This is a genomic window from Bacillus sp. B1-b2, from assembly GCF_009183415.1.
Taxonomy (GTDB): domain Bacteria; phylum Bacillota; class Bacilli; order Bacillales; family Cytobacillaceae; genus Niallia.
In genome coordinates this window covers 60,620-83,333 of record NZ_WEHU01000011.1, presented here as the reverse complement: position 1 = coordinate 83,333, position 22,714 = coordinate 60,620, and the positions used below count along the sequence as shown (strand labels likewise).

18 protein-coding genes and 2 pseudogenes are annotated in these 22,714 nt (G+C 35.4%); all 20 read right to left on the bottom strand.

What is annotated here, in order from left to right; translation table 11 throughout:
- Nucleotides 1-15: 15 nt before the first annotated feature.
- A complete protein-coding gene (locus tag F9279_RS12680) occupies nt 16-297 on the bottom strand; it encodes a DUF503 domain-containing protein (RefSeq protein WP_152113544.1) in 282 nt (93 codons plus the stop codon).
- A complete protein-coding gene (gene infB, locus F9279_RS12675) occupies nt 294-2,465 on the bottom strand; it encodes a translation initiation factor IF-2 (protein ID WP_152113668.1) in 2,172 nt (723 codons plus the stop codon). Before infB ends, F9279_RS12680 begins: the two co-directional genes overlap by 4 nt.
- 19 nt (nt 2,466-2,484) lie before the next feature.
- Nucleotides 2,485-2,787, bottom strand: coding sequence for a YlxQ family RNA-binding protein (locus tag F9279_RS12670; protein WP_152113542.1), 303 nt, complete (start codon nt 2,785-2,787; stop codon nt 2,485-2,487).
- Nucleotides 2,784-3,068: an RNase P modulator RnpM gene (gene rnpM / locus F9279_RS12665; RefSeq protein ID WP_152113540.1), complete on the bottom strand. Its 285-nt coding sequence runs from the start codon at nt 3,066-3,068 to the stop codon at nt 2,784-2,786. Before rnpM ends, F9279_RS12670 begins: the two co-directional genes overlap by 4 nt.
- 15 nt (nt 3,069-3,083) lie before the next feature.
- Nucleotides 3,084-4,214, bottom strand: a complete 1,131-nt coding sequence (gene nusA / locus F9279_RS12660) for a transcription termination factor NusA (RefSeq protein ID WP_152113538.1) — start codon at nt 4,212-4,214, stop codon at nt 3,084-3,086.
- A gap of 101 nt (nt 4,215-4,315) precedes the next feature.
- Nucleotides 4,316-4,789 carry a ribosome maturation factor RimP gene (rimP, locus tag F9279_RS12655; protein ID WP_193224561.1) on the bottom strand — a complete coding sequence of 158 codons (474 nt, stop codon included), beginning with the start codon at nt 4,787-4,789 and terminating at the stop codon, nt 4,316-4,318.
- A gap of 276 nt (nt 4,790-5,065) precedes the next feature.
- Nucleotides 5,066-6,469 (bottom strand): annotated as a pseudogene (locus F9279_RS12650) (PolC-type DNA polymerase III); the annotation flags it as partial.
- Nucleotides 6,470-6,581: 112 nt separating this feature from the next.
- Entirely contained in the window at nt 6,582-8,405 is a 1,824-nt protein-coding gene (ltrA, locus tag F9279_RS12645) for a group II intron reverse transcriptase/maturase (RefSeq protein WP_152113534.1), read from the bottom strand.
- Nucleotides 8,406-9,133: 728 nt separating this feature from the next.
- Nucleotides 9,134-12,055 (bottom strand): annotated as a pseudogene (locus F9279_RS12640) (PolC-type DNA polymerase III); the annotation flags it as partial.
- A 197-nt stretch (nt 12,056-12,252) separates the two neighbouring features.
- Nucleotides 12,253-13,950 (bottom strand): proline--tRNA ligase, encoded by a 1,698-nt coding sequence (locus F9279_RS12635; protein WP_152113530.1) that lies wholly within the window; start codon nt 13,948-13,950, stop codon nt 12,253-12,255.
- A 96-nt stretch (nt 13,951-14,046) separates the two neighbouring features.
- Nucleotides 14,047-15,312: an RIP metalloprotease RseP gene (gene rseP, locus F9279_RS12630; protein ID WP_152113528.1), complete on the bottom strand. Its 1,266-nt coding sequence runs from the start codon at nt 15,310-15,312 to the stop codon at nt 14,047-14,049.
- A 15-nt stretch (nt 15,313-15,327) separates the two neighbouring features.
- Nucleotides 15,328-16,470: a 1-deoxy-D-xylulose-5-phosphate reductoisomerase gene (locus tag F9279_RS12625; RefSeq protein WP_152113526.1), complete on the bottom strand. Its 1,143-nt coding sequence runs from the start codon at nt 16,468-16,470 to the stop codon at nt 15,328-15,330.
- 31 nt (nt 16,471-16,501) lie between these two features.
- Nucleotides 16,502-17,293, bottom strand: a complete 792-nt coding sequence (locus F9279_RS12620) for a phosphatidate cytidylyltransferase (RefSeq protein WP_152113524.1) — start codon at nt 17,291-17,293, stop codon at nt 16,502-16,504.
- Nucleotides 17,294-17,313: 20 nt separating this feature from the next.
- Nucleotides 17,314-18,090 carry an isoprenyl transferase gene (locus F9279_RS12615; protein ID WP_152113522.1) on the bottom strand — a complete coding sequence of 259 codons (777 nt, stop codon included), beginning with the start codon at nt 18,088-18,090 and terminating at the stop codon, nt 17,314-17,316.
- Nucleotides 18,091-18,465: 375 nt separating this feature from the next.
- Complete coding sequence (gene frr, locus F9279_RS12610) at nt 18,466-19,023, bottom strand: ribosome recycling factor (protein WP_152113520.1); 558 nt, start codon at nt 19,021-19,023, stop codon at nt 18,466-18,468.
- On the bottom strand, nt 19,023-19,751 hold the full coding sequence (gene pyrH / locus F9279_RS12605; RefSeq protein WP_152113518.1) for a UMP kinase: 729 nt from the start codon (nt 19,749-19,751) through the stop codon (nt 19,023-19,025). Before pyrH ends, frr begins: the two co-directional genes overlap by 1 nt.
- Before the next feature lie 78 nt (nt 19,752-19,829).
- Nucleotides 19,830-20,714 (bottom strand): translation elongation factor Ts, encoded by an 885-nt coding sequence (gene tsf / locus F9279_RS12600; protein ID WP_152113516.1) that lies wholly within the window; start codon nt 20,712-20,714, stop codon nt 19,830-19,832.
- Nucleotides 20,715-20,900: 186 nt separating this feature from the next.
- Nucleotides 20,901-21,605 (bottom strand): 30S ribosomal protein S2, encoded by a 705-nt coding sequence (gene rpsB, locus F9279_RS12595; RefSeq protein WP_152113514.1) that lies wholly within the window; start codon nt 21,603-21,605, stop codon nt 20,901-20,903.
- A 152-nt stretch (nt 21,606-21,757) separates the two neighbouring features.
- On the bottom strand, nt 21,758-22,381 hold the full coding sequence (locus tag F9279_RS12590) for a hypothetical protein (protein ID WP_152113512.1): 624 nt from the start codon (nt 22,379-22,381) through the stop codon (nt 21,758-21,760).
- A 9-nt stretch (nt 22,382-22,390) separates the two neighbouring features.
- The gene (locus F9279_RS12585) at nt 22,391-22,699 is read right to left on the bottom strand and encodes a hypothetical protein (protein WP_152113510.1); all 309 of its coding nucleotides are present in this window, start codon (nt 22,697-22,699) and stop codon (nt 22,391-22,393) included.
- Nucleotides 22,700-22,714: the final 15 nt, after the last annotated feature.

Sequence of the window (22,714 nt, the reverse complement as noted above, 5' to 3'; positions counted from 1 at the left end):
AATTCACCTCATTTATTAAAGCCATTCTAAATCTGTAATGGTTCTTTCTATTTCTGGAAAAGAATCAATAAATTTTTGAACTTGCTGTAAGACTGCATCACAAGTAGCTTGGACACTTGCAACTGTAACTACAGCTAACTTTGTTCTTTGCCAGGTGTCTTGAAAGTCTATTTCTGAAATAGACACATTAAACTTTTGCTTTAAGCGGGTGGTAATTCTTTGAAGAACCGCCCGCTTTTCTTTTAATGAGTGAGCATCATAAATGATACATTCCACTGTCATTAAGCCAATAATCATTTACGCTCAATTTCTTCCATTACGTATGCTTCAATAATATCGCCTTCTTTAACATCATTGAAGTTTTTAATGGTAATACCACATTCGTAACCTTGACTTACTTCTTTCACATCATCTTTGAAACGTTTAAGAGTATCAATTTCCCCTTCAAAGATTACGATACCGCCACGAATTAAGCGAATGCCTGAATCTCTTGTAATTTTACCATCTGTAACATAAGAACCGGCGATTGTTCCGATTTTAGAAACTTTGATTGTTTGACGAATTTCTGCTTGACCGATAATTTTTTCTTGGAATTCTGGGTCTAGCATTCCTTTCATCGCTGCTTCAATTTCTTCAATTACTTTATAGATAATACGGTGTAAGCGTACATCTACTTCTTCAGCATCTGCAGCACGTTTAGCATTCACATCTGGTCTAACGTTGAATCCAATCACTATTGCATTAGATGCAGCTGCAAGCGTAATATCAGATTCATTAATCGCACCAACACCCGTATGGATAATTTTTACGTTAACACCTTCTACTTCTATTTTGTAAAGAGCTGCAGCTAATGCTTCAGCAGAACCTTGAACATCTGCTTTCATAACAATGTTTAAGTCTTTCATTTCCCCTTGCTTCATATGTTCGAAGAGGTTATCAAGACTAATTCTTGCTTTTTCCGATCTTTGTGCTTGAATTGCTTGTGAAGAACGAGCTTCCCCGACTTGTCTTGCTGTTTTTTCATCTTTAAAAACAACAAAGCGGTCACCTGCTTGAGGTACATCATTCAATCCTGTAATTTCAACAGGAGTAGATGGTCCAGCAGTTTTTACTCTTCTACCAAGATCATTCACCATTGCACGAACACGTCCAAATGTAGCTCCAACAACAATTGGATCTCCTACATTTAATGTTCCATTTTGAACAAGTAATGTAGCAACAGAACCTTTCCCTTTATCTAGCTCTGCTTCTATTACCGTTCCAACAGCATGACGATTTGGATTCGCTTTATATTCTTCTACTTCACTTACAAGTAAGATCATTTCAAGTAGAGAATCAATGCCTTCTCCTGTTAACGCTGATAGTGGAACAAATATAGTTTCTCCACCCCATGCCTCTGGTACTAATCCATGTTCTGTTAATTCTTGCATAACACGGTCTGGGTTAGCGGTTGGTTTATCCATTTTGTTTACTGCTACGATGATTGGTACTTCTGCTGCTTTAGCATGGTTGATTGCTTCAATAGTTTGAGGCATTACTCCATCATCCGCTGCAACAACTAGGATGGTAATATCCGTAATTTTAGCACCACGTGCACGCATTGTAGTGAAGGCAGCATGCCCAGGAGTATCTAAGAACGTAATTTTCTTATCATTATCTTCAATTTGGTAAGCACCGATATGCTGTGTAATACCACCAGCTTCACCAGCTGTTACTTTTGTGTTACGAATGCTATCTAAAAGCGTTGTTTTACCATGGTCAACGTGTCCCATGATTGTAACAACAGATGGACGCTCCACTAATGCTGCATCTTCATCATCTGTAAAATACACTTCTAAATCAGTAGTATCAACAAGAATTTCTTCTTCTACTTCCACACCGTAATCTGTACAAATTAACTCAATTGCATCTTTATCTAATTCTTGGTTAATAGTTGCCATTACACCAAGCATAAATAATTTTTTAATGATCTCAGATGGTTCACGATACAATTTTTTTGCAAGTTCCCCAACTGTTAATGATTCAACAAACGTAATTTTTTCAGGAAGTTCCTTTTCCTTTCTTGGTGCTGGTGGTGCTTGAGGAACAGGATTTTGCTTCCCTTTACGGTTGTTATTATTGTTTCTCTTATTGTTGTTATTATTAAAATTATTGCCTTTTGGCTTATTAAAGCCGCCTTTATTGTTGTCTTTAGTTGTTTTTCCAGGTGTGTTTACTTTACCTTTTTCAGCCATTGCATCACTTTCCGCTTCATATACCTCTGCAATATTCTTTGTCACAGGTTTATTTTGTGTCGATTCTTCCGTTTTTTTATTATAAAAACTTTCCAATTTCTTAACTGTATCTTCTTCTAACGTAGTCATGTGATTGGACACTTCAACGCCCAATTCTTTTAATTTTGAAATAACATCTTTGCTTGAAATATTATGTTTTTTTGCATATTCATATACTCGCACTTTACTCATCATTTCACCCCCGCTAGAATTAATCGAGCAGCGTTAAAAGTTTCTTCGCAAAGCCATTATCTAACACAGCAACTACTACTCTTTGCTCTTTGCCAATTGCTTTTCCTAGCATTTCTCTATTAGGAACCAACTTGACAGGCACCTTATATGAGTTGCACTTGTCCGTGATTTTTTTTGTTGTGTTATGTGAAGCATCCTCAGACAATAATATTAGTTTTGCGTTTCCACTTCTAATTTCTTTTACGGACAGTTCCTCACCAGAAATAATTTTCCGTGCTCGATTTGCTAAGCCAAGTAATGACATCCACTTGTTCTCGTTCATCTGGATTGTCGTTGCTCCTCTTCGATTAGATCTAATAACTCGTCATAAATGGTATCTTCCACTTTCACCTCGAGTTGGTTAGAAAGAATGTTTTTTTTCTTGGCCAAAAGTACTGCTTCTTTATCCATAGAAAGATATGCTCCACGACCTGATTTCTTGCCAGTTATATCGATAGATACAATTCCTTCTTTAGATCGAACGATGCGAACTAGTTCTTTTTTCGGTTTCATTTCACCTGTAGCGACACATTTACGCATTGGAACTTTTCTACGATTGTTCACACACATTCACCTCAATCACTCAAAATCTTCCGTATTTAAGCGAAATTCCTCTTCTTCTACTTCTTCATCATCGAAGTTGATTAGAGTATTTTCTGTTGGATAGATTCCTGATTCTCTAGCTTCAGACTCTGATTTAATATCAATTTTCCATCCAGTTAGCTTAGCGGCTAAACGAGCATTTTGGCCTCTTTTACCGATTGCTAATGATAATTGATAATCTGGTACTACAACCGTTGTTGCTTTTTCTTCCTCGTTTACAATTACTTCTAAAACTTTGGAAGGACTTAATGCGTTTGCTACAAAAACAGTTGGGTCATTTGACCAATTGACAATATCAATTTTTTCCCCTTTTAACTCATTTACAATAGCTTGTACACGAGTTCCTTTTGGTCCTACGCATGAACCTACTGGATCTACCTCTTCGTTAGCAGAGTATACAGAAATCTTAGAACGATCGCCAGCCTCACGTGCTACTGATTTTATTTCTACAGTACCATCAAAAATTTCTGGTACTTCCATTTCAAATAATCTCTTTAATAAACCAGGATGAGTTCTAGACACATAAATTTGTGGACCTTTTGTGGTTTTTTCCACTTTTGTTAAAAAGACTTTAATGCGCTCATGAGGTTTATAATGTTCATTTGGCATTTGTTCATTAGTTGGTAGGATAGCTTCAATTTTACCTAAGCTTACATAGATAAATTTACTATCTTGACGTTGAACAATACCAGTCATTATATCTTCTTCGCGGTCAATAAACTCAGAATAAATAATGCCTCTTTCCGCTTCACGGACACGTTGTGTTACCACTTGCTTTGCAGTTTGTGCTGCAATACGACCAAAGTCTTTTGGTGTAACTTCTAACTCTACTATATCTTCTATTTCATAATTTGGGTTGATCTTTTGTGCATCCTCTAATGAAATTTCTAGACGAGGATCAAAAACTTGATCGACCACTTCTTTTCTTGCAAAAACACGCATAGATCCAACACCTAAATTTAAATCAATGCGCACATTTTGTGCTTGGTTGAAATTTCGACGATAAGCTGAAATGAGTGCTGCTTCAATTGCATCCATAATCACCGCACGCGAAATTCCTTTTTCTTTTTCAAGTAACACTAGAGCATCAACTAATTCACTGCTCATGAGCGTGTATCCCCCTTTAATCTCTAATATAAAACCTATTGACCCAACAAATAGAGATGTTTCTTTGTCAATAGAATTGTTCCTTTATTTAGGAAAGAAAATTAAGAAAAGCTTACAGCCAATCTTGCCTTAGCAACCTTTTCATAAGGTATTTCTATTATTTTCTTTCTCGTTTTAATTCTGACTTCCACAGTAACCGTTTTGCCATCAAAAGCTGACAAAACTCCTTCGAAAGTCTTTTCGTTTTCAATAGGTTCATATGTCTTTATATGCACATTCTTACCAATTGATTTTTCAAAATCTTTGTCTTTTTTCAAAGGTCTTTCCGCACCAGGGGAAGATACTTCCAGAAAATAATTTTCTTTAATAGGATCGACTGCGTCCAGTTTTTCGCTTAGCTTTTCACTAACCTCTGCACATTCATCTATATCCACACCTGTTTCTTTGTCAATATATACTCGAAGAAACCAGTTTGGACCTTCTTTTACATATTCTACATCTACTAATTCTAATTTCAGCTCTTGTAAGATTGGTTCTACCATTTCTTCAACAATTTCTGTTACTTTGCTCATAATTTTTCCCTCCTCTAGCAAGGAACCATTCATTATGTTTTTTAGGTCAACCTAAAAATATTCATTTGGTTTCATATGTATAGGCTGCCTAAAGTTAACTATCTATTAGCCCTGTCATTTGCAAAAAATGCCTACAACAAACAGGAAAGAGTGGGTTGCCCCACTCTCTACTCGTGAAAGTTATCTTTAGTATTTCCAAATAAACTATACCATAACCACATGATTTATGCAAATGAAAGTCCGCTAATTCAAGGTTTGTCCATATATTACATGGAACTTCTAGAACAATGAAAGCTGATTTTGATCAGGCATATCTCCTAAACATCCGTGGTTATCTAAGTATTGCATAATGGTTTTAGAAACCTTTCCACGTTGTTGTAAATCTTCTTTTGATAGAAATTCTCCATCTTTCCTTGCTTGCACTATATTGATGGCTGCATTTGTTCCAAGCCCTGGAATACTATTAAATGGCGGAATTAAGGAGTTTCCCTCTATAAGAAATTCAGATGCACTAGATTTATATAAGTCCACCTTTTTAAAGTTATATCCTCTTTCCACCATTTCAAATGCAATTTCCATTACTGTTAACAGGTTTTTTTCTTTCGTAGAGGCTTCAAGTCCTTTACTACTTATATCATCAATAACTGCTTTTATACTTTCAGACCCTTTTACCATGGCATCTACATCAAAATCATCTGCGCGCACGGTAAAATAGGCTGCGTAATACAGAAGGGCATGATGCACTTTAAAATAAGCAATTCTTACAGCCATTAATACATATGCTGCCGCATGCGCCTTAGGAAACATATATTTTATCTTTTTACAAGAATCTATATACCATTCAGGCACTTCATTCTTGCGCATTTCCTCTTCCATATCATCACTTAGCCCTTTACCTTTACGCACACTTTCCATGATTTTAAAGGCAAAACTTGGCTCTAATCCCTGATAAATCAGATATACCATGATATCATCACGACAACCAATTACTTCACTTAAATTACAAATATTATTATGAATTAGTTCTTGTGCATTACCTAGCCATACATCTGTTCCGTGTGATAATCCTGATATCTGTACTAATTCTGAGAAAGTTGTTGGTTTTGTATCTTCAAGCATTTGTCGAACAAATTTTGTCCCAAACTCAGGTATTCCAAACGTTCCTGTTTTACAATAAATTTGTTCTGGAGTAACACCTAAAGATTCTGTACCACTAAATATCTTCATTACTTCTGGATCATCTGTTGGAATAGTCTTTGGATCTATACCACTTAAGTCCTGAAGCATCCTAATTACAGTTGGATCATCGTGTCCTAGTATATCTAGCTTTAAAACATTATCATGAATGGAATGGAAATCGAAGTGAGTTGTTTTCCACTCTGAATTACGGTCATCTGCAGGAAATTGTATAGGCGTAAAATCATATACATCCATATAGTCAGGTATTACAATGATTCCACCTGGATGCTGACCTGTTGTTCTTTTAACACCAGTACAACCAGATGCTAATCTATCAATTTCTGCCCCTCTTATTTGCAGATTATTATCATTTTGATATGCTTTTACATAGCCATACGCTGTTTTATCTGCAACTGTACCAATGGTTCCAGCACGGTAAACGTATTCTTCACCAAATAGTTCCTTGGTATAGTTATGGGCAATTGGTTGATATTCTCCGGAGAAGTATGATGATAGGTAAGCATTTGAAGTTATCTCCAGCTTTTCCCCCATCTCACACCGTACGTGACCCTTTCAGTGTCATACGGCGTTCCATCGTTAACATTGTCGAAGTTATTCAGCTAAGTTTTGGATTTCCTACTTCCATTCTTAACTGATTTAGTTTTTTAACTGCTTTTAAATCAAAAGTTTCAAGCAGTGTTTTGTACTTTGGATTTAGTGTTGGGTTACTATTGTGAATTAGCATATGGTAGTCCTTTTTAATAATTATTAGGTTATCGTAATCATCAGCTCCACCTTGGGCAGTAGGTTTTTTGTGGTGACATATTGCGTTAAACGGAGTTAATCTTTCAGCCGTTATTCCACAGCAACCTTTTTGGGCAACGTATTTACTTAGACGATTATCTTCGTATTTTACGCTTTTGGACTTATAGATACCTTTTCTAAACAATTCTATTTCAGTAATGGATACGTTGATAATCTCTTTGTGAATGGTTTTTCGGTCATTCGCCTTGTAAATTGTGAATTCTGGTTTGCGTTGACCTCGTATATCGTGTCTGACGGCTTCCATCGGATATACTAATATGCCATTGCTTTTAAATCTAGGACAATTGTAGCCAGTGTAGAATTTTTCAATCACTTTGTTCTTTTCAATCGTTAGGTTGAAAATATTTCTATACAGAAGTGATTTAATATTTTTGTGCACTTTATGCCTAATATCATTGAAATCTAGAGATACTCTAGTAGCTATTTTGTAATAGTTTTGCATTCCAAGGATATTGGCGTTGTACATCATAATTCTTTCTGGCGTGGGACTCTTTCTTATCTTTGTAAGTTTATGCCTAATTACTTCTTCTACCTTATTTTTGGATTTGGGACTCATTTTTGAGTTCACTATATATCCAGTTTTTCTAGTTCCCTTTTTGACGGCTCTGAACCTAATTCCTAAGAAGTCTGTACCGTTCTTACGGAGATTAGTAATTTTGCTTTTTTCTTTACTTGTCTCTAATCCAAGTCTTTCTTGTAGCCATTTTTCGACGGCTATTTTGATTTTCTTGGCGTTATCGTAGGAGTTCGTAAAGATTTTAAAGTCATCCGCGTATCTTACTAGGTACATTGGTTTGAGCTTAGTTTTCTTTAGGGCATCTGTTTTGTTTCTTTTTAGTTTATAAGGTACTCTCGTAGGTTTTGTTTCCCATTGATTTGAAATCCACCAGTCAAACTCGTTAAGTACAACATTTGCAAGTAAGGGTGATAATATCCCTCCTTGTGGTGTTCCATTCTCTGATACTCCTATCCCTTTGATTTCAGCTTTAAGCATTTTCTTAATAATAGATAATACTCGTTTGTCCCGTATTCCAATAGTCCATAGTTGTTTGAGAAGCTTGGAGTGATTAACGTTATCGAAAAATCCTTTTATGTCTACATCTACCACATAATGATTTAAACTATGATTTACTAGATGATAACACCTTGCCAATGCATCGTGGGTACTTCTTTTTGGTCTAAAACCAAAGCTGTTTGAGTTAAACTTTCCTTCCACAATCGGTTCTAGAATTTGCAAAAACATTTGCTGAATTAGTCTATCCTCAATTGTTGGAATTCCAAGTGGTCTCATATCGCCATTAGGTTTAGGTATTAGTACCCTCTTTACAGAATGAGGTTCGTAGTTTTTGAGTCTTTTTCTTGTTAATGCTACAAGTTTATTGGTATCCATACTTTGTAGATGTTTGATTGTGTGTCCATTTGTGCCCTTTGTTTTGCTTCCAGTGTTACTTTTGATATTCCGATATGCTAACCTAATGTTCTCTTCCGATATGATAAAATCATATAGGGTTTTAAAGTATCTACCGTTAGCACTTTCATCGTATAAACTATCCAACTGGTCTTGCATTCCAAAGTATTCGTTGTTTCTTAACTTTTGTATCATTAAGTCAGTCAACTAATCACTTCCTCTCGAAAGTTTTCGTTTCTTTAAGTCTTACTAGAACCTGACTTTTTGTAGGTTTGTTTCGACGTTAACGACTAATGCCCTTCCCTCAAGAATGTTTTATCCTCTGACCTATTGGTTATTCAGTCGTCATAGGCATTCTTGTCAGCGGTACTACGGCATCACTGCCACTTCCGTAAATCTATGTTATAGCGTTCACTTTTCCATAGAAACACTTTTAACGAAGTGCAACCTTCTGATGTGTCGGAAGCTTCTCACGTTCCACTATTCCTATCTGTACATAATCTACTTAGGTCCCCCCTAAATCCCGTTGAGCTGGACTGTGCCTATAACACAGTATGGACTTTCATAATCAAACGTTTACTCATCCACACTCAAAATTCCTAATAGGAACCCATACCATTTCTGGTATGTGACATTAACGAGAAGTCAATCGAGGGTTCGTCCCAGTTATTCTACTGATACTGACCATATAGATTTTATAGACACCAGACCTATCATTCACGGAAGCTTTGTAGCTCCTTTTCCTCGCCTAAAACGTTAGGGTGAACTTCAGCCCACTTTAGCGGGCTTCAGACAAAAGTTTTTTTTGCAATACTTCTAATGCCTGCCGCAGCTTCAGTGAGTGCGTTTCAGGGCGTTACCCCATCATTCCGCACTTCGAAATAGCAGTTCTCCTAGCTTTAAAAGCTAGTGGCTAATCTTTTCAATTAGCAACGTGACGCACTGAGATCAATATCCGGAACCTTATCCCCCTTAAATCCAAGAAAAGTTTCGAATGGAATATCGTGTCCATCTTTTTTATATCTAATTCCACAATTTGGACAGTTTTTGTCTGGTAAGTCAAATCCAGATCCTACAGAACCGTCATTGAAGAATTCCGATTGCTTACATTTTGTACAAACATAATGTGGTGGCAATGGATTTACTTCGGTAATTTCCGTCATTGTTGCAACAAAAGAGGAACCTACAGATCCACGAGATCCTACTAGATATCCATCATCTAAGGATTTTTTTACAAGCTTATGCGAAATCAAATAGATAACGGCAAATCCGTGTCCTATGATACTTTTCAACTCTTTTTCTAACCTTGCTTCTACGATTTCTGGTAACTCGTCTCCATAAATGCTTCTTGCCATGCTGTAGCTCATTTCGCGCATTTCTTCATCAGAGCCTTCAATTTTAGGTGTGTAAAGGTCGTCTTTAATAGGCTTTATCGTATCAATCATGTCGGCAACTTTATTTGTGTTTGTTACGACAATTTCTTTCGCTTTTTCCTTGCCAAGAAAGCTAAAGGAATCTAGCATTTCATTCGTTGTACGAAAATGCACATCTGATAGCTTATGACGATTTAAAGGATTTGCTCCTCCTTGTGATCCAACTAAAATTTCGCGATAGATTTTATCATTCGGATTTAGATAGTGAACATTTCCAGTTGCAACAACCGGGATTTCTAATTTATCTCCTAGTTTTACAATGTTTCCAATAATTTCTTCGAGTGCTTTTCTATCTTGTACTAACTCTAACTCTATTAAATGGGCATAAACCTCTTTTGGCATTACTTCTAAATAATCATAAAATGGTGCAATATCTTCTACTTCTTCTGGCGCCTTCTGCATCATTGCCTCGAAGACCTCGCCTTTATCACAAGCAGAGCCAACTAATAGCCCTTCACGATATTTTTGTAATACAGATCTTGGAATACGAGGTACTCGGTAGAAATAATTAATATGAGAAATGGATACTAGCTTAAATAGATTCTTCAAGCCCACTTCATTTTGAGCTATAACCGTGCAATGATAAGGCCGCGCTCTTTGATAAGCATTACCTTGACCCATATTGTCGTTCAATTGATTATGATTTAAAATACCTTTTTCAGCTGCATCCTTTAACATCTTTAATGCAAGATAACCTGTTGCTTCTGCATCATAGATAGCGCGGTGATGCTGTGTTAATTCGATATCGAATTTTTTAGCTAATGTATTTAAACGGTGGTTCTTCATCTCTGGATACAAAAATCTACCAAGTTCTAATGTATCTATTACGGCATTAGTTGATTTTGGAAGTCCTGCTTTTTGATACCCAACGTTAAGAAAGCCCACATCAAAACTTGCATTGTGTGCTACCAGAATGCTATCTCCTGTCCAATCTGCAAACTTTCTTAAAACAATATCTATTTCAGGTGCATCTCGGACCATATCATCTGTAATACCAGTTAAATTAATCGTGGTCGCAGATAATCTATGGTGAGGATTAGAGAATGATTCAAACCGATCAATAATTTCGCCATTATGAATTTTTACAGCAGCCAACTCAATAATGGTATTATACACGGCAGAAAGTCCTGTTGTTTCCACATCAAATACTACATATGTTGCATCTTCCAGTACTGTATCTATAGGGTTATAGGCGATAGGCACTCCATCATCGACTAAATTCATTTCCACACCGTATAAGATTTTTACATCATTTTTCTTACCAGCACCAAATGCTTCTGGAAAGCTTTGAGCAACAGCATGATCTGTAATTGCTATAGCTTTATGTCCCCATTTTTTTGCTTGAGCAACTAAATTAGCTACAGATGAAACAGCATCCATTTGACTCATTGGTGTATGAAGATGTAATTCAATACGTTTTGCATCTTCTTTAGCGGTATCTTGACGTTCTACTGGCTTTATTTCATTCAGATCATTTCCGATCATCACAAGATCACGGACAAATGTGTCATTTTGAATACTTCCACGTGCTCTAAGCCACATTCCCTTTTTTACTAATTGAAAAAGAGCTGCATCTTCTTTATCTCGTGAAAACATTTTGACCATGATCGAACTTGTATAATCCGTTATTTTAAATGTTAATAACGTTCTACCACTACGTAATTCCTTTGTTTCAGCAAAAAATACATATCCTTCAACAGTTACTCGTCGTTCCTCATCTAAAATTTCTTCTAGTTTTCGGTAATCACTATCATCTTTTATCGTCAATCCTATATTTAGAGGACCTGATGGTATTACATCTCCTGCCTCTTTCTCAGCTTCCATCTTCTGAATATCTAATAATGCTTGCTTCCCTCTTTCTTCATCTTCCTTTTGTTTAGCTAGCAAGAATTGTTCATATTCTGGATTTGAAGCTTCTTCCATAATTTCTGTATCTAATACGAAGGCAGGAAAACCAAAGACTTGATAGGAATCAGTGATCATCTCAGCATACTTCCTTTTAATCGCCATACTTTCCATATCATTTCTTACCGATATGGTAAGTTTATTACCATTGTATTTCGGTACTTGTTCATTTAATAATTTTAATAAAGGGGGAGATATTCCTTGCATCTGCTCAATACAAGCAGACCAATATTCTTGAATTAACGCATCTGTCACTATTCCATTATTCACTTTTATATCAAATGTGATGGAAGCTATGTGCGTAAAACTACTTTTTAATTTAGCTGTAAAAAGCTGATATAGTTTAAAGGGAATAATCTCTTCAAATAAAAAGTGAAAATGCCATTTTTTTGCGCGCTTTTCGACAACAATCTTCTCTATTCTTGCGTTGCGAAAATAGGAAACATACGTGTCATCCGTCAATTGCAATTGTTGCAAAAGAATCTGAAAACGTTCTAGCTTCCCTTGTATATCACTCATTTCATTCGCTCCTTTCCAAAAACTTAACAACTAATTTTTATTATATCATAGAATACATGCACATTTTTTCTGTAGAACTCTATAAAATACTGGGAAGCGACTTGTCGAAATTTCCACAAAATTTGCGCTTTTTCGTCCATAAAAATAGAAAAAGACTTAGCACTTTGGCTAAACCTTTTTCTAAAGAAGCAACTATATTATTGAAGTAATTTGTTCACTGTAGCTAACAATTCATTTTCATGTACTTCTAGCATTTCACCTGTACTTCTCACTTTTAATTCTACGATTCCTTCTGAAGCTTTTTTCCCAACTGTAATACGAATTGGTAAACCAATTAAATCAGAATCTGCAAATTTCACACCAGCTCGCTCTTGTCGATCATCTACTAATACATCTAGACGGTTTGCTTTAAGCATGGAGTATAATTTTTCTGATAGCTCATTTTGATTTTCATCTTTTGTATTAACAGTAATCACATGAACATCGAAAGGCGCAACTGCTTTTGGCCAAACAATTCCGCGATCATCATTAAACTGTTCAACAATTGCAGCCATTGTTCTAGATACACCGATACCATAACAACCCATAATAATTGGCTGTGTTCTTCCGTTTTCATCTAAGTACGTAGCACCCATTGCTTCACTATAACGTGTTCCTAATTTAAATACATGACCTACTTCTATCCCTTTAGCAAATGCAATGATACCTTTACCATCTGGAGAAAGATCTCCTTCTTGAATGAAACGAATGTCTGCATATTGTGTTACTTGGAAATCACGGTCAGGATTTATGTTAATGAAATGGAAGTGCTCTTCATTAGCTCCACATACACCATTTACGATAGATTGAACAGCATTATCAGCAATTATTTCCACATCTTTCACTTGAACTGGTCCAAGCGATCCTACTTTACAACTTAAAACCTTTTCTGTTTCACTTGGATCTGCTAGTTCTACAACACTTGCTCCTAGTAAGTTCTTTACTTTAATATCATTTACTTCATGATCTCCACGAACTAATACAAGGACAAATTTTTCGTCTGCTTTAAATAACAGAGATTTAATACATTTATCTGCACTTATTTCTAGGAATGAAGAAACATCCTCAATTGATTTTTGATCTTTTGTTTCCACTTTTTCTAATTCTAATACTGCTTCATCCGATTTAACATATGTGTTAATAACAGGTGCCATTTCGACATTTGCTGCATAATTTGACTCGGTAGAATACGCAATGGTATCTTCTCCGACATCAGATAATGCCATAAACTCATGTGTATCTTTTCCACCCATTGCTCCACTATCTGCAATAACTGCTCGGTAATTTAATCCACATCTTTCAAAGCTATTACAATAGGCTTGGAATAATGCATCATATACTTCTCCAAGACTTTCTTGAGATGTATGAAAGCTATATGCATCCTTCATAATAAATTCACGTCCACGTAAAATACCAAAACGAGGGCGTTTTTCATCTCTGAACTTTGTTTGAATTTGGTAAAGAGTTAACGGTAAACGCTTATAAGACTTAATTTCATCACGAACTAAGCTTGTAATTACTTCTTCATGAGTAGCTCCAAGTGCAAATTCACGACTGTTTCTGTCTTTTAAACGCATTAATTCTGGTCCATAAGTAAACCATCTTCCAGATTCTTGCCAAAGCTCTGCTTGTTGTAATGCTGGCATAAGCAGTTCTACACCACCAGCTGCATCCATTTCTTCTCTGATGATGTGTTCAATTTTCTTTAATACTTTATTCGCTAATGGTAGATAAGAATAGATACCACTTGCATTTTGTCTAATATAACCTGCTCTTAATAATAGTTGATGACTTTTAATTTCTGCATCAGCTGGTACTTCTCTTAATGTTGGAATTAACATCTTACTTTGCTTCATCTATTAGCACCTCTATAATTTAAATAACTAAAATATTTAATACGTATCTCTTAATAAAACAATATTTCCCCTTTTATGTAAAGGGGAAAATAATATTTATTGAATAAAAAACCGTTGAATATCATTCCAAGTAACGACAATCATTAATAACATAAGTAGGGCAAATCCAATAAAATGAACCATTCCTTCTTTCTGTCTATCAATCGGCTTCCCTCTAACTGCTTCAATAGCAAAGAATAATAATCGGCCACCATCTAATGCTGGTAGTGGTAATAAGTTCATAATACCAAGATTTATACTTAAAACCGCAGCCCAGTTAATTAAAGAATAGATCCCAGATTGAGCAACCGTATCTGTTGATTGATAGATGGCAACAGGACCACCTAAAGCATCAATAGAAAACTGTCCTGTAACTAATTTCCCAACTGCCCCGATGATTGTTTTTGTCCAGGTATAGGTTTGCTCAAAGCCAAATTGGATAGATTTCAATGGAGATTTTTCCATTGGACTATAAACACCAACTAAGCCTATCGTTTCCCCATCCACTTCAGACTCTTTAGGAGTTACCTCTACGTTCATTTCTTCTCCATTACGTTCAATTAAGAACTCCAAATTTTCACCTGGGCTCTTTTGAATAATAGAGACAACTTCTTTCCATGTTGTAACAGATTGACCATCAATACTAATGACACTATCGCCTTCTTTTAACCCTGCACTTATTGCTGCACCATCTTCAGTAATTTTCCCTAATTTCGCCTCATTAGAAGGCATACCTTGTACAAGTGCAATCACAATAAAAAGTAAGAATGCTAGAACAAAATTCATAGCTGGTCCTGCAAAAATAGCCAGTGTTCTTTGTAATAAAGTTTTACTATTAAATTGACGATTATATGGTGCAATCTGTGTTTCTACACCATTCTCTACAATAACAGCATCTTCTTTAATAGAAAAAGTTAAAAGATTATCTTCCAAATCATCTTCTGCATACCCTTTAATAAATAGTTTATGCTCTAAATCTGCCTCTTCCACATTTATAACACGTGCTTCTGGATATTTTTCTTTATTATTTAAGATGATTTTCGTTACTAATTCACTGTCATTACGAAGTAAACCTATCCGATGACCTGCCTTGATATCTACTATTTCTGGATCTTCTCCTGCCATACGCACATATCCTCCTATTGGAAGAAGGCGGATGGTGTAAAGTGTTTCCCCTCTTTTTATGGAAAGAACTTTAGGACCCATTCCGATCGCAAACTCACGACATAATATTCCTGCTCTCTTTGCTAGAACAAAGTGCCCTAACTCATGAAAGAATACTAAAGCACCAAAAATAATGATAAATGCTATGACTGTATACAAATTCTAACCACCTTTTTATAGAAGTGTGTAAACTCTTTTTCTTGTTTGCCTATCTACTTCTTGGATTTCTTCTAAGCTTGGATGATGAATCGTTTGATGTGTATCAAGCGCTCTTTCAATCAATTCCTCAATTTGTAGGAAGCTTATTTCTCTATTAAGGAACCTTTGTACAGCTATTTCATTAGCAGCGTTTAATACAGTTGGCATCGTTCCACCAATTCTTCCTGCTTCATAGGCGAAAGCTAAACATCTGAATCGATTTAAATCCATTTGTTCAAAATGCAATTTCCCTATACTCGCTAGATCTAATCTGTCCGCATTAATTAATTTCATACGATCTGGATACGAAAGGGCATATTGAATGGGCATTCTCATATCTGGTGTTCCTAATTGCGCCATTACACTACTGTCATGGAATTCTACCATAGAGTGAATGATACTCTCTTTATGTAATAATACATCAATTTTGTCATATGGAAGGGAAAATAACCAATGTGCTTCTATAACCTCTAAGCCTTTATTCATCATGGTAGCTGAATCAATCGTAATTTTTGCACCCATTGACCAGTTAGGATGTTTTAGAGCATCTTCAACCGTAACATTCTGTAAATCTTCTCGTTTTAAATCGCGGAAGCTTCCACCAGAGGCTGTAACGATTAAACGCTCAATATTTTTTTCTTGTTCCCCTTGTAAGCATTGGAAGATAGCAGAGTGTTCACTATCTACCGGTAGAACTGGAACCTTATATTTAGCAGCTGCTTCCATTACTATATGACCTGCTGTAACTAATGTTTCTTTATTCGCAATCGCAATTGCCTTACCTGCTTCCATTGCTTGCAATGTCGGCTTTAAGCCTACACTTCCTAAAACCGCATTTACAAGTACATCTGCTTTATGATATACGGCAACCTCTACTAATCCTTCCATTCCATAGCTAAGTGTTACAGAAGGGAATTCAAGCTTTAATTTCTCATAATCCTCTTTCTCTGTTACAGAAACAAGCTCTGGTTTAAATTGTTGAATGATACTTCTTGTTAAATCTATGTTTTTTCCTGATGAAAAAGCAACTAATTGGAAAGATTCTGGATGATTTTTTATTACATCTAGTGTTTGTGTTCCAATAGAACCAGTCGCTCCAAGTAAACTTATATATCTCAAATGCCCTCACTCCTACAACCCAATTTCATTTTTAAATCAAATGAAGAAAACGTTCGAAAATAAAAAATAATAATGGCCATACAAAAATTAGACTATCAAAGCGATCTAAAATTCCGCCATGACCTGGAAGTAGACTACCAGAATCTTTCACATCATAATGTCTTTTAAGTGCAGATTCTGCTAAATCACCAATTTGTCCAAATATAGATAATAAAATAGTCGTGATGATAAATCCTATGGACCATTCTATGTATCCAAATACATTAAATAGAACTCCTATTAGAATAGCACATAGTATTCCTCCGATAAAACCCTCGACTGTTTTGTTAGGACTTATATCTGGCCATAATTTACGTTTTCCTAATGCTCTTCCAATAAAGTATGCACCTGAATCTGTAGCCCAAATAATAAACAGTGAATATACTAAATAAGCCAAGCTCTCTTCTCTTATTTGAATGAAGAAATGAAAACCTATTCCTATATAAATGACGGATAATGCCGTGTAAGCTACATCATCAAATGTAAAGCGGTTTTTAGAAAAAACCATATATGATAGTAACAGTAATAGGACAACTAAGCCTACTTCTACCTTACTAATATCCTTATATCCAATATCATTTCCAGGTAGAACCAGTAGACAAACCGTTACAATGGAGAGAACTCCTGGAAACGATAATAAAGGTAATTTACGCATACGAAACATTTCAAAAATTCCTATTGCTGCAAGGAAAAAGGTAAAGATTATTAATGGAACTTCTCCGATTAATACAACCGGAAGAAAAATAGCTATTGCTATGATTGCTGTTATAATTCTCTGCTTCATCTTATTTTTCCCAACTCTCTTCAGACTCCACCAAAACGACGCTGTCTATTTTGGAATACTTCAATGGATTCAATTAAATCTTCTTCACTAAAATCTGGCCAATAAGTATCTGTAAAATATAACTCTGTGTAAGCTATTTGCCAGAGCATAAAGTTGCTAATTCTAATCTCACCACTCGTACGAATTAACAAATCAGGATCACTTACATTCTTAGTCATTAAATAGGATGAGAATTTTTCATCTGTTAAATCATCTATATTTAATTTCTTTTGTTCACAATCCTTCGCTACTGCCTTCACCGCTTCTAACATTTCAGCTCTAGAACCATAATTCAGTGCAAAATTTAAATTCAAGCCTGTATTATTTTTTGTTTTTTCTACCGCATTATTTAAGGAATTTAATGTAGATTCTGGTAATCCCTCTGTATATCCAATTGCGGTAACTCGAACGTTCTTTTCTATTAGTTCAGGCAAAAAAGTACCAAGAAATTGTTCAGGTAAGGACATAATATAATCTACTTCTGATTTTGGTCTTTTCCAATTTTCTGTAGAAAAAGCATATAAGGTTAACACCTTTACTCCCAAATCATCGGCCATTCTTGTTATCCGTTTTACACACTTCATTCCTTCATGGTGTCCAGCAATTCTTGGCAGCTTTCTTTTTTTAGCCCATCTGCCGTTTCCATCCATGATGATTGCAACATGTTCAGGTATATGCTGCTTCTTTACTATTTCAATACGGTCTTGGAGAGTAGAAGATACATCCTTCTTCTTCCATAACCTTATTTTGTTAAACATAAATAGCTCCTCCAAAATAAATCTTTTCTTTCTTCCACCTATGTTCCAATTGGATAAAAAAAAGATCCACTTCTCTAATTTCTTTTCTATTAAGGGTGAATAAAATAAGTTCCCTTACTATATTATAGGAAACTATCCAGCATAAGCAACTATCAATTAAAAATAGCATATAATTACAAACGAAAACTCTTCTTTCTTCCCCTTTTTTTTCCTTTCTATAGCAATTGTTTAACAAAAGAGAAAAAATTTAAATAACAGTGAAATCTTCTCCTACCCTCGCTATAAGCCTTGAAACTCCTAGGCAAAACTCAGGGGTTTCTAAAAAACAAAAAGCTCTCTAATATTAGAGAGCTTTTAAAACAGAATATATATTCCTTACACTTCTAAAATTTCTTTTTCTTTTTCTTTTGTTAGAGCATCGACTTTAACAATGTATTCATCTGTTAACTTTTGAATGTCATCATTGAATCCACGAAGATCATCTTCTGTGATTTCTCCGTTTTTCTCTAACTTCTTCAAGTCATCATTTCCGTCACGGCGGATATTGCGGATCGCAATTTTTGCTTCTTCAGACTCTTTTTTCACGTTTTTCACCAATTCTTTACGACGCTCTTCTGTAAGCATTGGAATGGATAAGCGAATAACACTTCCATCATTTGATGGATTTAAACCGATATCTGATTTTAGGATTGCTTTCTCAATATCACCTAATACAGATTTATCGTATGGTTGAATAACTAATAGTCTTGCTTCTGGAACACTAATACCTGCTAATTGATTTACAGGTGTAGGAGCACCATAGTAATCAACAGAAATTCGATCTAATAAAGCAGCATTTGCACGACCAGCACGGATGCTTGCTAGCTCTCTAGAATAGCTTTGGATCGCTTTATCCATTCTTTCTTTTGTATTAGCTATAACTTGTTTTGGCATTATTTTTTCCCCCTTACAATTGTTCCGATTGTTTCTCCCATAACTGCTCTTTTAATATTTCCATCTTCTGTGATAGAGAATACTATTAATGGGATATCATTGTCCATACATAGGGATGAAGCAGTGGAATCCATTACCGCAAGTCCATCTTTAATTACATCGAAATAAGTTAGTTCATCGTATTTAGTAGCTGTTTTATCTGTTTTAGGATCTGCTGTATATACTCCATCCACATTGTTCTTAGCCATTAAGATAACATCTGCTTCAATTTCAGCTGCTCGTAATGCCGCAGTAGTATCTGTTGAGAAGTATGGATTACCAGTTCCCGCAGCAAAAATGACTACTCTCTTTTTTTCAAGATGTCTTATAGCGCGTCTTCTAATATATGGCTCAGCAACCTGTCTCATTTCAATAGAAGATTGAACTCGAGTTTCAATTCCTAATTGCTCTAAGCTGTCTTGAAGAGCTAATGAATTCATAACAGTTGCTAACATACCCATGTAGTCAGCATTTGCTCGATCCATTCCCATTTCTTCTCCTATTTTACCACGCCAGATATTCCCGCCGCCAACTACAACTGCAGCTTCTACACCTAGTTCTGCTACTTCTTTTACTTGCTCGGCTACATTTTTTATGATACTAGGATTTATACCAAAGCCAGCTTCTCCAGCCAATGCTTCACCACTTAATTTCAATACAACTCTTTTATACTTAGGATTACTACTCATGAAAACCTCCGCTTTGTGAAATATCTTGAAAAATAGGGAACACCGTGGTGCCCCCTATACATTACCATATATATATGATTATTTTTTGTTAACTTGGTTCATAACTTCTTCAGCAAAGTTATCTTCACGTTTTTCAATACCTTCTCCTACTTCATAACGAACGAATTCGCGTAAAGTAGCACCTTTAGATTCAACAAATTGACGAACCTTTTGGTCTGGGTTTTTAACGAAAGATTGATCAAGTACACAAACATCTTCAAAATATTTGCTTAAACGGCCTTCTACCATTTTTTCAACGATATTAGCTGGTTTGCCTTCGTTTAATGCTTGTTGAGTTAATACTTCTTTCTCATGAGCAACTTCTTCTGCAGAAACTTGATCACGAGATACATATTTAGGATTTAATGCAGCAATGTGCATAGCAACGTCTTTAGCAGCAGACTCATCAGTTGTTCCTTCAAGAACAGTTAGAACTCCAATACGTCCACCCATGTGAAGGTAAGCACCAAATGCATCATTATCTGATTTCGTTTTGATTTCATAACGACGTAGAGATAATTTTTCACCAATTTTAGCGATAGCAGCATTGATGTGTGACTCAACAGTAGTACCTGCAGTAATTTCAGAAGTATGAGCTTCTTCAACTGATGCTGGTTTGTTAGCTAAAAGATGTGCAGCAAGTTCTTTAACTAATACTTGGAAACCTTCGTTTTTAGCAACGAAATCTGTTTCTGAGTTCACTTCAAGGATAACTGCTTCGTTTCCTTCAACAGAAACGTAAGTAGTTCCTTCAGCAGCAATACGGTCTGCTTTCTTAGCAGCACTTGCAATTCCTTTTTCACGTAAGAAATCGATCGCTTTATCTAAATCACCATTTGTTTCAGTAAGTGCTTTTTTACAATCCATCATTCCAGCACCAGTTTTTTCACGTAGTTCTTTAACCATTTGAGCTGTAACAGCCATAGTAGTTAGCCTCCTTAAGGTCTATGTATTATTTTTTTATCCAAAATCACGTTGTTTTAAGCAATATTCTTGAAAAAAAGGTGATAAGAGGGATGCTCTTTATCACCTTTTTCACAAGTCCCTAAACGTTATACTTCTTATCCAATTAGATAACTAGTAACTAATCCTCAAACAAGTTTATTCGTTTTATTCAGCAACCGCTACTTCTTCACCTTGTTTAGCTTCTAAAATAGCGTCTGCCATTTTTGCAGTTAATAATTTAACAGCACGGATTGCATCATCATTCGCAGGAATAACAACATCAATTTCGTCTGGATCACAGTTAGTATCAACAATACCAACGATTGGAATATTTAATTTATGAGCTTCAGCAACTGCAATACGCTCTTTGCGTGGGTCTACGATGAATAGGCAATCTGGAATCTTTTTCATATCTTTGATTCCGCCTAAGAATTTCTCTAAACGCTCAAGCTCTTTGTTAAGTTGTACTACTTCTTTTTTAGGAAGTACTTCGAAAGTACCGTCTTCAGACATTCTTTCGATTTCTTTTAAACGAGCAATACGTTTTTGAATTGTTTCAAAGTTTGTTAAAGTTCCACCTAACCAACGTTGGTTTACAAAGTATTGACCAGAACGGATAGCTTCTTCTTTAATAGCATCTTGTGCTTGTTTTTTAGTACCTACGAAAAGAACTGTACCACCGTTTCCAGCTAATTCTTTCACATAGTTATAAGCTTCTTCTACCTTCTTAACTGTTTTTTGAAGGTCGATGATGTAGATACCGTTACGCTCTGTGAAAATGAATTTCTTCATTTTTGGGTTCCAACGGCGAGTTTGGTGACCGAAATGTACACCAGCTTCAAGTAATTGTTTCATTGAAATAACTGACATGTGTTTTTTCCTCCTAATGGTTTTGATTTCCTCCGCTTTTATCATTTTTAATCAAAACTGTAAGAACAGCACCAATGATTAAATCCAAAAGCGTGTGTATTAACACCATTTGTTAATATAGCATATGTATTTTAGACAATCAAGTATCTTTACTAAATTTGTCTAAATTTAAGAAGTAATTCTATTTCTGTTTTGCCTTTATTTAATTTTCTTGCGATTTCTTCAATAGATTTCCCTTCTTCTTTTAGCTCTAAAGCTTCTTCTAATAAGGTTTTTTCTTTTTCTATTTCTTTTACTTCTTCTACCTCTTCTTCTAATTCCAATTCGACTTTTTCTGCAGGAAGAATTAAATTTAGCAGTTCCTCAATATCTTCTTTTTCTATTTCATTTGGAATAGAATTTATTTTATTCAAACTAGAAGTATAATTTTTCAATAGAGCTTTATTTGTATTTACACCTTTTGGTTTCCATTCTAATTCTTTATCAAGATCTACTTTTTCTTCCATAACAGTAGGAATGTCTTTTTTCGATGCTTCTGTAGTTGTGCTTTCATCTAGCACAACCGTTTTAGCTCTAGTAAGTTTTTCGATAAACTCTTCATTTTCTTCTTTCATTTGCTCTATAAAAGAGGTAATGATATCTTCCATTTCCTCTAAGTTTTTTGCTTGAGCACTTTCCATATTCATCAATTTATTTTGCCTTAAGTATAAAAGTACAATAAAAAGAAAGGCAATTAAATGTAAAGTAATACTTAAAAAAAGTAAAAAATTAATCATTTCATCCCTCTATCCACTAAAATCAATACTATTTCCTTTGTAAGGATGCTTAAATGTACTACTCTCTTGCTTTGTTTCATCCTCACTTCTTTTCTTTTGAAGATTTACAAATTCGTTATCCTTCTGTTTTCTCCATTGTAAAGGTGTTTGCGCTTCCCCTTTTATTACCGCTGTCCTTTTCCGTTCTTCTTCTTTTCTTAGCTCTTGTCCTGCTAAATGATACATATGCTGAGATTTGTGGTCTTGTTGTTCTTGAATTTTACCTGCATCCATTGTACGCGGAAGTGCTATTTGCATCTCAATTGCTTTTAAACTCATAACCTTCCCCCTGTT

Excerpts from the sequence above, each read along its gene's own strand:
- F9279_RS12680 (WP_152113544.1), bottom strand. The coding sequence starts at position 297 with ATGATTATTGGCTTAATGACAGTGGAATGTATCATTTATGATGCTCAC.
- infB (WP_152113668.1), bottom strand. The coding sequence starts at position 2,465 with ATGAGTAAAGTGCGAGTATATGAATATGCAAAAAAACATAATATTTCA.
- F9279_RS12670 (WP_152113542.1), bottom strand. The coding sequence starts at position 2,787 with ATGAACGAGAACAAGTGGATGTCATTACTTGGCTTAGCAAATCGAGCA.
- nusA (WP_152113538.1), bottom strand. The coding sequence starts at position 4,214 with ATGAGCAGTGAATTAGTTGATGCTCTAGTGTTACTTGAAAAAGAAAAA.
- F9279_RS12635 (WP_152113530.1), bottom strand. The coding sequence starts at position 13,950 with ATGAAGCAAAGTAAGATGTTAATTCCAACATTAAGAGAAGTACCAGCT.
- F9279_RS12620 (WP_152113524.1), bottom strand. The coding sequence starts at position 17,293 with ATGAAGCAGAGAATTATAACAGCAATCATAGCAATAGCTATTTTTCTT.
- F9279_RS12615 (WP_152113522.1), bottom strand. The coding sequence starts at position 18,090 with ATGTTTAACAAAATAAGGTTATGGAAGAAGAAGGATGTATCTTCTACT.
- frr (WP_152113520.1), bottom strand. The coding sequence starts at position 19,023 with ATGCCAAAACAAGTTATAGCTAATACAAAAGAAAGAATGGATAAAGCG.
- pyrH (WP_152113518.1), bottom strand. The coding sequence starts at position 19,751 with ATGAGTAGTAATCCTAAGTATAAAAGAGTTGTATTGAAATTAAGTGGT.
- tsf (WP_152113516.1), bottom strand. The coding sequence starts at position 20,714 with ATGGCTGTTACAGCTCAAATGGTTAAAGAACTACGTGAAAAAACTGGT.
- rpsB (WP_152113514.1), bottom strand. The coding sequence starts at position 21,605 with ATGTCAGTTATTTCAATGAAACAATTACTTGAAGCTGGTGTACATTTC.
- F9279_RS12590 (WP_152113512.1), bottom strand. The coding sequence starts at position 22,381 with ATGATTAATTTTTTACTTTTTTTAAGTATTACTTTACATTTAATTGCC.
- F9279_RS12585 (WP_152113510.1), bottom strand. The coding sequence starts at position 22,699 with ATGAGTTTAAAAGCAATTGAGATGCAAATAGCACTTCCGCGTACAATG.